This is a genomic window from Aquimarina sp. AU119 (assembly GCF_900312735.1).
GTDB lineage: Bacteria > Bacteroidota > Bacteroidia > Flavobacteriales > Flavobacteriaceae > Aquimarina > Aquimarina algiphila.
Genome location: NZ_OMPF01000037.1, coordinates 12,641 through 24,778, shown reverse-complemented (window position 1 = coordinate 24,778; position 12,138 = coordinate 12,641). Strand labels below are relative to the sequence as shown.

9 protein-coding genes are annotated in these 12,138 nt (G+C 33.3%); 4 read left to right on the top strand and 5 right to left on the bottom strand.

Going from position 1 to position 12,138, the window contains the following annotated elements; all coding sequences use genetic code 11:
• Positions 1-195 precede the first annotated feature (195 nt).
• On the top strand, positions 196-483 hold the full coding sequence (locus DK442_RS27155; RefSeq protein WP_109439070.1) for a hypothetical protein: 288 nt from the start codon (positions 196-198) through the stop codon (positions 481-483).
• 307 nt (positions 484-790) lie between these two features.
• On the opposite strand, the gene DK442_RS27150 is transcribed toward DK442_RS27155, so the two are convergent.
• From DK442_RS27150 to DK442_RS27135, 4 genes are all read right to left on the bottom strand, one after another.
• On the bottom strand, positions 791-1,111 hold the full coding sequence (locus tag DK442_RS27150; protein WP_109439069.1) for a hypothetical protein: 321 nt from the start codon (positions 1,109-1,111) through the stop codon (positions 791-793).
• A gap of 311 nt (positions 1,112-1,422) precedes the next feature.
• Positions 1,423-1,740 carry a hypothetical protein gene (locus DK442_RS27145; RefSeq protein ID WP_109439068.1) on the bottom strand — a complete coding sequence of 106 codons (318 nt, stop codon included), beginning with the start codon at positions 1,738-1,740 and terminating at the stop codon, positions 1,423-1,425.
• Positions 1,741-1,751: 11 nt separating this feature from the next.
• Positions 1,752-2,573 (bottom strand): RsiV family protein, encoded by an 822-nt coding sequence (locus DK442_RS27140; RefSeq protein ID WP_109439067.1) that lies wholly within the window; start codon positions 2,571-2,573, stop codon positions 1,752-1,754.
• Positions 2,574-2,979: 406 nt separating this feature from the next.
• Positions 2,980-3,894 carry a LysR family transcriptional regulator gene (locus tag DK442_RS27135; protein ID WP_109439066.1) on the bottom strand — a complete coding sequence of 305 codons (915 nt, stop codon included), beginning with the start codon at positions 3,892-3,894 and terminating at the stop codon, positions 2,980-2,982.
• A 375-nt stretch (positions 3,895-4,269) separates the two neighbouring features.
• Between DK442_RS27135 and DK442_RS27130 the strand changes: the two genes are divergently transcribed.
• The 3 genes from DK442_RS27130 (at position 4,270) to DK442_RS27120 (ending at position 10,083) form a co-directional block, all read left to right on the top strand.
• Positions 4,270-5,235: a sodium-dependent bicarbonate transport family permease gene (locus tag DK442_RS27130; RefSeq protein ID WP_109439065.1), complete on the top strand. Its 966-nt coding sequence runs from the start codon at positions 4,270-4,272 to the stop codon at positions 5,233-5,235.
• 92 nt (positions 5,236-5,327) lie between these two features.
• Positions 5,328-5,639, top strand: coding sequence for a hypothetical protein (locus DK442_RS27125; RefSeq protein ID WP_109439064.1), 312 nt, complete (start codon positions 5,328-5,330; stop codon positions 5,637-5,639).
• A 694-nt stretch (positions 5,640-6,333) separates the two neighbouring features.
• Positions 6,334-10,083, top strand: coding sequence for an amino acid adenylation domain-containing protein (locus tag DK442_RS27120; protein ID WP_109439063.1), 3,750 nt, complete (start codon positions 6,334-6,336; stop codon positions 10,081-10,083).
• 176 nt (positions 10,084-10,259) lie between these two features.
• Here the strand turns inward: DK442_RS27120 and DK442_RS27115 are convergent, their stop codons facing one another.
• On the bottom strand, positions 10,260-11,936 hold the full coding sequence (locus DK442_RS27115) for an alpha/beta fold hydrolase (RefSeq protein ID WP_109439062.1): 1,677 nt from the start codon (positions 11,934-11,936) through the stop codon (positions 10,260-10,262).
• Between the last annotated feature and the right edge of the window lie 202 nt (positions 11,937-12,138).

Genomic DNA, 12,138 nt, shown 5'->3' with positions numbered 1-12,138 from the left:
ACCCTTAGGCACTTAATTGTTCTTTAAACTCAACCAGTTTATTAAATAGAATTATTGAGTGTCTATATTTTGGACAATAACAATCGCTTAGTCAACCAAACCAAAGTATCTAGCAAACTAATTTCACTATCTAAAAAGAGAGATCTTTCTCTCTAGGTTTTTGATAAAAATGCCAGTACTTCAAATATATATAGTATGGACCCTATTCATAACAGTTTTAAATTGGTAGAAGGAATTTATTCTCCGATTAACTCTGCAGACGTATTATTATCACTAATTGCTGATAAAATAAAGTTTCACAACCTTCAAATCTTAAATTTCCAAGATAAGAACGATCCTAATGTTATGCGCGCTGAAATGAGAATTGAGGAATTGAAAGCATCTCGCAAATTAGTGACAGACATGATCATAAAAGCTCGTGATAAAGGGCTTTATATGAAAATTGATGGAATCATAAATATTGAAATGCTGAAACCATTATAAATTATGGTTTTCATTGCTGTCAAATTATACCAATTTAGGAATATAATGTCGTATTAAGGAGATGTTATTTTTAGCTATAAAGAATGAGATGACATATGGCATCATATCCTTAAACCTGTATGAGTTGAAAAGAGGCTATAGATTTTCCAAATGATTCTCTTTTCCTAGTATATGTAGTATTTAAGGGCATTCTGATAAGCTACTAAGAGTTTCCATGCGATACCTGCTCTGGTCATATGAAGTACCTGCCGTATCCCAAAATGAATTTGCATTTTGTAATTGATCGCTTTCTGAAATTAATCTTTTATTAAGAACTTTCTTGATATTGACTTCTAAGTGATAGTGCAAATTGCATTAGGTCAATATCTGCGTATATTCCGTAATTATTGCTTAAACAACCTTTAATTCCATCATCACATGCAATTAAAAATAGAATAGAAACGTCACTAGGATCATTCAATCCTTCGTACCTGCAATATTCTACCAAAACACAATCGTTTTTAGTATATCCCTTATTAGTTGCGCGATCATATATGATATTGTCTTTGAATAAAAAATCCACGGTAAACCCATTTTCTTTAGCTATCTGAATATCCTCAAGAATTGTTTTGTGTGATGATAGTATCATATTTGTGTCTTTAGATGAGTACATATAAATTCTAAATTAGTATGAGGTATTTCACCTAATTCCCATTTTGATTATAAACTCTGGATATTAAAGTTTTTAGGAGTAAAACAGGAGTATAGGGTTAGGGTAATTTTAGTTATCTAAAAATTATAGTCGCACATGTTTCAATATTCATTTTTTTGATTAGTTATTGCAGCCATTGGGTAAAAGAAAAGCCTTCAGTCCTATACTCGCTAATACTACTCCCAAAGCAATTTGCACATACTCATATACACTCTGTATTATTTGATTTTTAGTCATATGGATTTTATTTAAAATACAGTTATATAATCTGCGATAGCTTCTGATTGCTGTGGATCCATCTGTATGATAGGAACCGAATACAATATTGGCATATTAGAAGGATACATTTTTCTAAGACGATCATTTAAATTGTTAAACTGTAAGGATCTAATAATTCCAGAGATTAGTGTCTTATTTAATCGATGTGTTTGGTTTTTTCTGTCAATTTTAGCCAATACACAATTTTCTAAGATCATAACTGTTAAAAGATACTTACCTCTTAATAAGAATTCGACGATTTCATCTGCTTGTGATTTACTTTTAGGAATGATCCATATTTTTACCATGACTTTTTGATTTAAGATTTAAAATAGGAGCTCTCTGATTTTCCTGTTTTTAAAATGGACGATAATTCTTCTAATGGTATTTCTAGAAAATAATTTCCCGAATATGTTGGACATACTGCACAGTCATCAAAATAAAATTTTATGTGCTCAGAATTGACAACAAAATTATTCTTGGATACCTCAAATTTATCTTTAGTAAACTCCCAACAATCATTAAAAGAGTCTTGTCCTCCAATACGTGCCTGTAATTCTTGATTTAGTTTAAATAGTAAGAATTTATCGCTATTGTTCTCAAATAAATCGCTGTATGTAATAAACATACCTGTCTTTAAATCGTAGTTTAAGCCTTTGAACATAAAAGAGTTGTGATGCTCTTCATCATAATAATTTGTTTTATATAATAGAACGCTTAAAAATTGATCATTCTTAGTATAAATTTTATAATCAATATTCCTTCGCTTTCTTTCAGCATCCTTAAATATAGGGTCACAGGATAAATCATTATTATGAAGTACTTGCTGGACTGATTTTTCTGTTCTTAAGTACGTCTTTTCTATAAAAGAATTAAAACTGCTGAATACAGGATTATATTCTTCATCGAGATGAGGGTATTTATAATCAAGAATTAAGGAACCTTCCTCTTTATAAAATTTTTGAGTACTGATAAAATTTTCCTGTAAAGTATTTTGTCTTGCTAACCAATAATCTGACTTTTCATCTGATATTTGTGCCGTTTTTGAATCTTGATAAACCACTCCAAAACGAGAATCATTTGAAATGGTATTACAAGATATAAGGATAATAGCTAAAGAAATATAAATTAGTTTTTTCATCTTTTAAGGTTATTTGATATTCTTATTATTTGAATCAAATTTCCATAAAATGTTTCATATATTTTTATTTATATTTATAATCATTTACATAAAATTATTTAATATAAATAGTTTTTATAAAACTGGGGTACGACAAATTTCCCGATTGCTCATCCCCTAATCTTTGAAGGGGAAATTCAACTTATATCTTTAGTAGGGTTAGGGAATTATTAGCAAAGGAATTTAAATCTAAAAGATCAAATTTTTCAAATAAAAGGAAGATCAATAAACATAATAGCAAACCAGTATTGAAATCTAATATTTAAATGAGTTTTTATAAGCTCGAAAACACGTTTCATTTACAAAAAAACACTAAAACTCAGGTATTATATATACAGTCATTAAATAAAAAGTAATAAATAATTATTTAGAAGCTTTCGAATCTTTTTTTGATGATCGTACTTTTTTCCTTTTTCAAATACTCAAGAAAGGCTGTAGCAACTAAAGAGAATTTTTTATCCTTAAGCCAAATCATATGCCAATTAGATTTGATCGGGAAACCTTTTATCGGAATAATCTGTAAACGTCCCGTTTTAAGTTCGTTTCGTATTCCAATAAGAGGCATAATAGAATATCCGAGTCCTGCAGTCACGGCTTGTTTTACAGCTTCATTAGAGGTAAGCTCCATTTTTTTACTTACGGGTAGATTATTCTTTTCAATAAACCTTTCCATAGTGTACCTGGTACCTGATCCTTGTTCTCGATAAATTAAAGGTAATTTTGTAAAAATAGATTTATCATATACCTTTTTTTCGAATTTTTCATCTTTATTTCCTACCAAATAAAGTTGATTCTCCATTAATTTAATTTTTTCTATCTGTAATTTATCAGGAAGAACAGATACTAATGAAAAATCTACTGTATTTTTTTCTAAACTATGAATCACCTGTGCCTTATTAGTAACATCAAGAATAAGCTCTACTCCCTTATGTTGCTTTATAAAATCAGATAAGAAATAGGGCATAATATATTTGCCTGTGGATACCACCGAAATTTTTAACACCCCAGATAGCTGTCCTTGATATGCTAATGTTTTATGGTTTATATCCTTTACTTCCTGTAAGATTTTCTCTGCAGCCATTGCAATTTCTTTCCCAAAATCTGTCACGTATAGCTTTCTCCCAATTACTTCAGTTAATGGAATTGGAAATTGATTCTGAAAATTTCTTAACTGTATAGAAACCGCTGGCTGTGTTAAATGCAGCTCTTCAGAAGCTTTAGTAATGCTCTGTTTTTCAACTATTTTAGAAAAAATCTGTAATTGATGAAGAGTATAATGCATAAAATAAACTTATATAATTGATTATAAATATAAATAAAAATATATGAAATAATACATACACCTTTGCATAAAATAAAACCAATGAGAGATTTTAATCAAAAGAAAAAAGAATTTCAAAAAGTAAAAGTTATGCCATCATATTTTGAAAGAAAAAAAGAATTATCCAAAATCATTAACTTCATTATAATTGCAATCCTTTTCCTATTATTTATTATACTTTCTATAAGAAGTAGTCATCTTTTTTTAAAAGAAATTCTAGTGTGCACGTCTATAGTAAGTTTACTGTGTATCCCACGATTTATATCTAAAAACAACTAATAAACAACTTCCTGTTTTTCAAATAAATCACCATAACAATATCAGATTAAAGTATATATGGATTTACATTTACTTATCGACAATCTAACCAATCCTGCATTACTTTTTTTCTTCTTAGGAGTAATTGCAGTTCAACTTAAAAGCGATCTTTCTATTCCCGAAAACTCATCAAAATTCATTTCATTATACCTTTTACTTTCGATAGGATTTAAGGGGGGACAAGAGCTTTCACACAGCGTATTTAGTACAGAAATACTATGGTCGTTACTCTTTGGAATATTTCTGGCTATTTTCATTCCTGTATATTCATATTTTATATTAAGAAGAAAATTTAGTGTAGATAATGCAGGAGCTATTGCGGCATCTTATGGTTCTGTGAGTGCTGTTACCTTTGTGACAACCATATCGTTTTTAGAAATGGAACAGATTGCTTTTAGTGGACATATGGTTGCTGTAATGGCATTAATGGAAGCTCCTTCTATAATGGTAGGGTTATTACTAATCACAATTTTCAAAAAAAATAAAAAAGAAGATAAAATTCCTATGAAAACTGTAATTCATCATGCTCTTACCAATGGTAGCGTATTACTAATAATAGGTAGCTTGATTGTAGGTCTACTTGCAAGTGAAGCGCAAGCTGAAGGTATCAAACCTTTTACTACAGATATATTTAAGGGGTTCCTAGCTGTTTTTCTTCTTGATATGGGAATCACTAGTGGACGTAAACTTTCTGATTTTATTAAAAAAGGATGGTTTGCATTTCTATTTGCCATCATTATACCAATTATCAATGGTTGTATTGTTGCGGTTGTAAGTGGTTTTTTTAGCTCTGGAGAAGGAAATAGACTTCTATTTGCCATACTAGCTGCTAGTGCATCTTATATCGCGGTACCTGCAGCAATGAAACTTGCAATTCCAAAAGCTAATCCAAGTCTTTATATCCCTATGGCTCTTGCAATCACTTTTCCTTTTAATATAACATTAGGAATGCCGCTATACCTATGCATTATACAGCTATCATAACAATTATTTATGATGACAATAAAATATATAAATAAAAATATATAACATATTAATTCAACCTTTGTAGTATAAATAAAAAATAATATAAAAACATGGAAGCCATAGTAAAAACATCAAAAGAAGTGAAAACAGAGCAAAAAATAAGCTTGATTGATGGCCATTTTACAGCATCAGAAGCAGCAGATATTATTAATTCTGTACTTAATGTAAAAATTAATTTTCACAAACTAAACCGTTTATCAATTACTGAAGGAAATGCTAGTGACAATTGTGAATATGATAGTGGAAGAATAGATGAATTATTACGTGAGCAAATTATAGCTAAAGAATTCTTTGCTCAAGCAAGGTTAGAAGGAAAAAAACTCAAAATGAATAGTACGATCCATATTTCTGTTGAAGATTAGTATTTGGATGATTCCAAATAATTGAAAATTTTATACTCAACTCAGCTTTACTAATACTCTTAACTAATTAGTAAATAGTGGCTCTCAATTTTTGAGTCACTATTTCTATTATAAAAATGTATGATATTACAAAGTAGTATTCCTAATGTTATTGTAGGAGACCATTCCACTTCTCAATACAAAAACTTACATAGAAATATTGTATAGAGAAAAGAAAATTAGAGTGCAGTAAATCATTATTTTTAACCAATACGATTACTACGTTTTTTAAATCAATTCAATACATTAACTTTTAATACACTAAACACTTCCACTCTTAAAATCTGTAAAAATTAGCCCCATAAAGCAGGAACTATTGAACACTCCTAACAGTTCAAAAAAAAATTTAGAAATACAGTTATAACTTATGAGAAGTCTAAGTAATCTTTCTGTCTTCAACATATCAAACTTTTTTCGGCATAAGATTATTTAGTCTCATTATTTAGTACAGAAAAAGAGCATCAAGTTTGACTAACATTATTCAACATCATAAATAACACTAGCCATTAAAGCGTTAAAAATCAACAAATTGATAGTGTTCGTCTATTTTTTGTACACTTTTTTTAACAACTAATCTCGTTAAGTCCACGTATTGTATACTTCATTTTTATTGGACATATTTATACTCTCTTTAACTTTATAAAAAAAGAAAAAAATGGACAAATTAACTCAGTTTTTTAGCGAACTGTTAACCAATGAAGACAAATTAGACCGTTTTAATTCAGGCTCAAGCGAGGATGAAATAGCTAATAACCGACAAAGCATGTTGAGTGCAGCGGGAGTAAATTATACAAAAGAGATGATTAGAATGACCTCTCAGGACTTGCAAAAATTAATGGAGAAAGAGCTTTCTCAAAAAACAGGTGATGATTTAAAAACAACAATTTGCGGACTGATTGCAAAACAAATGCTAGAATATCCAGAACGCACAGCAATTATCGATGGTGAGATCAAAATTGACTATAAAAGCCTCATAAAACGAGCTAATGAAGTTGCCGGAGAGCTTATGAACCGTGGTATAAAACCAGGATCATTGGTTGGAGTTTGTATGAACCGCTCTTGGGAACTGATAGCTACGTTACTTGGTGTGATGCAAGCTGGATGTGCGTATGTACCTTTGGATCCCACATATCCGCAAGATAGAATTCAATATATGTTAGAGCATTCTCGCGCTGTTGCCGCTATTGTGGATAATCAATCCTCTGCAAACTTATGCAGTCAAGTACCTGAACTTTTATGGATCAATGCATTAGGAAATCATACAGATTGCTTAATACGACCATCAGAGAACGATTTGGCATATGTAATTTACACTTCTGGTTCAACAGGAAAACCAAAAGGAGTAGCTGTAGAACACAAAAGTGTGGTATACATGAGTCAATCGATGCGCAAACTATTCAGTAATGAAGAGTTAAAAGGAGTGTTTGCTGGTGCCTCTGTGTGTTTCGATACTTCGGTTATGGAAACCATGGGTACTTTATCACTTGGTGGTACAGTGATACTTGCAAAAAATGCACTGGAGTTAACTAATCTTCCTGCAATAGATCAGGTGAGAACATGTGTAATGGTTGCCTCCTCAATGCAAGCATTACTTGCTACTGAAAGATTACCTGAGGGGATACAATGTTTAGTTTTTGGAGGTGAAGCCCTCAAACGCTCACTGGTTGAACAGGTATATGCACAAAATCCTGATCTACGTGTATTAAATGCATATGGCCCTACCGAAGACACCGTGTATTCAACCATTGCCGAAGTTCCTCTTGGCACCAAAGTCGTAACTATCGGTAAATCCGTACCAAACTCGCGTGCGTACATTTTGGATGATGATTTACAACCTGTTTCTACAGGAGTAGCTGGAGAATTATATCTTGCAGGAAGCAAGCTTGCAAAGGGATACTTGCACGATGAAGCCCTCACCAAGGAACGTTTTATAGAGATAGAATCTAACGACCTTATTCCTGATAATCGATTATACAAAACAGGTGATTTGTGTCGTTGGACAGAAAATAGAGAGATCGAATTTCTTGGTCGAGTAGACCAACAAGTAAAAATAAGGGGTTTTCGAATTGAACTTGAAGAAATTGAATCAACCCTTGAATCTATGCAAGGGATTGACGCCGCTGCGGCAGCAGCCGTAGACGGAGGCATTGGTCAGAAAATACTAGTGGTCTATGTTGTAAGTCGTGATGAAACGGTAACAGAAGAGAGAGTAAAATCTTATTTATCACAACGATTGCCAAAATACATGGTTCCTCAGATTGTAAAACACCTAAAAGAACTACCTCTTTTACCTAATGACAAACTGGATCGCAAAAAACTCATGAATTTAGAAAAGGAGGAGCCTATTAAACAAAGTCCAGTTACCATATCCTCAAATGTAGAAGCTACCAAAAGCACCAACATTCTCATGCAACATTTGCTTGGTTCTAAAAAGGAAAAACAAGAAGTAATACTTTCGATCATTCAGAACGAAGTGGCTTCTCTCCTCAACTTAGGTGATCCTGCAAATGTAGCATCAAATCATTCATTCGATGACCTTGGTCTTGACTCCTTAACTACATTGGAGTTTAGTAGTCGACTCACCAAATTATTAGGGCAAAAACTGCCTGCTCAAGCAATTTTTGAACACTCTACTCCAAATGCGTTGGTCAATTATATTATCAACATAATGGGAAGCAGTGAGGATAATCAGGCAACAGATAAATTGCCTAGTGTAGCTACAGATTCACTTGCTAGTTTTCAAACACATATCCAATCAAGTCATCCAACATTTCAAGCTGCAAAAGCATCCTCATGGAACGCAAATGATAAAAGTAAGCTGGTTCAAGAAGTTTTACGTATGGTAAATGACAATCGCAGAAACCCTTACAGCAAGGTATTACGAACTGGAAGTGCCACCAAAGGGATCGTTGGAGATGCCTATAATGATGAAGAGCAAGAAGCTATTATCTGGACGACTAATCTATATCTAGGCCTGAATCGTGATCAGAAAGTAATGGAAGAAGCTTCTCTCGCCTTAGAACGTTTTGGAACCGGAATGGGTACATCTGCAGCGGCCTCAGGTATGACAAATCAACACCTTGAGTTTGAAACAGAGTTTGCCGATTTAGTAGGAAAACCTAGTGCTTGCCTGTTTCCAACGGGATATACAGCTAATGTTGGAGCTATTGCAGGGATTCTGGGAAAAAACGATGTTGTTGTTATCGATCAACTCTGTCATGCATCCATTGTTGATGGTGCTCATCTATGCGGTGCAACTATTAGAACCTTCAAACATAATGATGCATCTGATCTAGAGGCTGTCCTTGAGTCGGAAGTGTCTCCTTATTGTAGTATTATGGTAGTGCTTGAAGGTGTATATAGCATGGGAGAAGGCGCTGCACCGGTTGCAAAAATAGTACGTACAGCAAAAAAATATAATGCACTCGTTCTTGTAGATGAAGCGCATTCTTTTGGTTTTTACGGCGAAGGTGGAGCCGGGATTTGCGCTGCTCAAGGCGTTACTGAAGAGGTAGATTTCATTATGACAACACTTAGTAAAGCATTAGGAAGCTTAGGCGGAGTTGTTGCGGCCAGCCAGGAACATGTTGACCTTATGAAGTCATCTTCCAGAGCCTACATATTTCAGGCTTCTATTAGCCCGGCAGACATGGCAGCAGCACTTACTTCGTTACGACGTCTTCGTGTAGATGATGCATTGCGTCAACGACTGTGGGACACGACTCGTTATATGCGCCAGCAGTTTGAAGATGCAGGATATGATCTAGGGACTGGGGACGGATCTATTATCACTCCTCATTTTAGTAATAAGGATAAACTTTATGCAATAGTACAAAATCTATATCAACGTGGTATTCAAACATCAGCTGTAACCTATCCAATTGTGGAAAGTGGGCGAGGTCGTTTAAGACTTATTTGCTCGGCCGCTCACACACGTGATGACGTGGACAAAACACTAGAAGCACTCATCCAGGCAGAACGCGAAGTAGATGAACAACTCGCTACCACAAATGATGAAGAAAGAGATTTAAACATAACGTGTTCTGATATCAAAGCCTGGGCAGCTACATTCTCTTCTTTCCTTAAAGAATCAATAGCTGAAGTTTCTGCTCCTACACCAAACTTAGCTATATCTGTTCGTATTTCTGAACAGTCCGAACCTATCACAATTGTATTAAAAGATGGAGACGTGACATTAAATACTCATAAAAGTTGTGATTTACCTTCTTGTTCTTTACTGCTTACTGACAAAAACGCGGTTTCTGCTTTGCAATCATCTGATATACAAGGATTACTTCATAGTATTTGTAAGGGCAGCTGTATACTAAAAGGGCAAATAGAGCCATTCATTTGGTTTATTGGACGAATTGTAGATCAACGACAGCTCGTCTCTCAATCACATTGATCGGTAAGTGAGACATATCAAAACTATTTGTTAATCAAATTCAAGGTCCATTCTTCTGTAAATTACTTTGCTGAAGAATGGATCATAAGGCATAATAAATGAAGGAGAAGCATTCGTAAAACAATATTTCGAATTATTTAGACTCAATAAGCAACTTAAATACCGATTCCTTAATCTTAGGAATAACCATTTAAAATACCAGAAGCAAAATAAGACGGACTTACAGAAAATTCCTTTTTAAAACACTTAGAAAAGTAAGAAGGGTTAGAAAACCCAGCTTGAAAAGCAATCTCGGCGATAGTACTTTGTTGACGTAGAATTAACTCTTTGGCACGATGTAAACGTACCGAGCAAATTAATTTATTAGGAGATTTATTGGTAATAGCTTTAAGTTTTCGTTGCAATTGCCGTTCACTAACACCTATTTCCCTGCAAAGCATTTCTACACCAAAATGTTCATTACCAAGATGATCATCAATGTTTTGAAGTACTTTTTCCAGGAAAGAGTCTTTTTGAAACATTGTATTATGATCAACCTTATTGATTTCTATAGTATGCCTAATTTTTTCAGTAACAATAAAGAGTAACAGAGATTCACCAGATTCAGTTTCAAAAATTGTTTTATGTGGTGTAAAATTCACATGAGTACCTACCAGTAAATTCTTTACCGTTTGAGTTAACAATATTTGATTAGGTATAGGTTTCTTAAAAACTAATGTAGCAAAATCTTCTATCTCTTTGTTTACAGGATTCCCTACCAAACATTCTTTGATATGAATACCGATGGTCAATTGGGCATTCAAATCCCTAATTTTATCTACCAGATCCATACTACACTGTACTGCTCTACTTGGCCCTTCAAAAGTGGCGGTAAATGTTTCTGTGTTATATTGAACTATATTCCCTCTATATTCTTTTACATATTGTTTAATAAATTTTTGATGTCTTGGGCTATTTGCTTTTGAAGGCATAATGCGCCCAACGATTATAGTCCAGAGTCGTTTTTCATATACTGGTTTTGGCCTTATTTTTAAAATAAAGGCTTTCATCTCTTCCAAAATTACTTTGGTATTACCTGTCCAAAACAGATGATCGCTACCTTCAAACTCAACAAATTTAGCTCCCTCTATACGTTCTGCTATAAATCGTCCCTCCTCTATTTTGACATCAATATCATGTGTACGTTGTAATATTAAGGTAGGAACTTTTATAGACCCTAAAATGTTAATGATATCTACCTCTGTATTCATTTTTGTTAATATCATAGCTGCACTTGGACTAGCTCCTGAACGAAAGTAATTAGCCAACCAATCCATAAACACTTTATCATTGGCTTTTGAAGGGGCTAGTGACTCTAGGTTCATCTCTCCACTCCCCCAACTATTTTCAATCATATCATAAACTTCCTGACGTTCTTCGTTGGTTGGAGCCCAAGGGTAGTCAGGCGCATATATGCGTTTAGCAAATATCCCAAAAGCAATCAGAGAAATAGTTCTGTTTGGATATGTAGCAGCAAACAATGCCGAAACAGATCCTCCTTCTGAGTGTCCAAACAATACGGCTTTTTGTGAACCAACAGCGTCCATCACTGCTCGAATATCATCCATCCTTTCTTCTAAGGTAGGGAGCTCTGCTACACGATCAGAAAGTCCGGTTCCTCGTTTATCAAATAGAATAATTCTAGTTATTTTTCCTAATTCTGTTAAAAAACTCACTAGTTCTGGACAAGCCCACATCCAATCGATATTAGAAACCCATCCAGGGATATAAACTAAGTCGATAGGACCTGAACCAAAAACTTGATATGCAATATTAATATCACCGTTTTTTGTATATTTAGTATCAGGCTTCATAAAGTATATTTTTATAGAATAAAATGTTTTTTGACTGTTTACGTAGCTTAGTCTTTTTTCTATTTACTATAAAAATGATATTCTTAAATAATATCATAAGTTGGGATACTAAAAGTATGGAAGGATGAAAAACTTTCAATAGAAACAACGTTTACAATACGTAGACCTAACGAGATTAGTTGTTAAAAAAAGTGTACAAAAG

Excerpts from the sequence above, each read along its gene's own strand:
- DK442_RS27140 (WP_109439067.1), bottom strand. The coding sequence starts at position 2,573 with ATGAAAAAACTAATTTATATTTCTTTAGCTATTATCCTTATATCTTGT.
- DK442_RS27115 (WP_109439062.1), bottom strand. The coding sequence starts at position 11,936 with ATGAAGCCTGATACTAAATATACAAAAAACGGTGATATTAATATTGCA.
- DK442_RS27125 (WP_109439064.1), top strand. The coding sequence starts at position 5,328 with ATGGAAGCCATAGTAAAAACATCAAAAGAAGTGAAAACAGAGCAAAAA.
- DK442_RS27130 (WP_109439065.1), top strand. The coding sequence starts at position 4,270 with ATGGATTTACATTTACTTATCGACAATCTAACCAATCCTGCATTACTT.
- DK442_RS27120 (WP_109439063.1), top strand. The coding sequence starts at position 6,334 with ATGGACAAATTAACTCAGTTTTTTAGCGAACTGTTAACCAATGAAGAC.
- DK442_RS27150 (WP_109439069.1), bottom strand. The coding sequence starts at position 1,111 with ATGATACTATCATCACACAAAACAATTCTTGAGGATATTCAGATAGCT.
- DK442_RS27145 (WP_109439068.1), bottom strand. The coding sequence starts at position 1,740 with ATGGTAAAAATATGGATCATTCCTAAAAGTAAATCACAAGCAGATGAA.
- DK442_RS27155 (WP_109439070.1), top strand. The coding sequence starts at position 196 with ATGGACCCTATTCATAACAGTTTTAAATTGGTAGAAGGAATTTATTCT.
- DK442_RS27135 (WP_109439066.1), bottom strand. The coding sequence starts at position 3,894 with ATGCATTATACTCTTCATCAATTACAGATTTTTTCTAAAATAGTTGAA.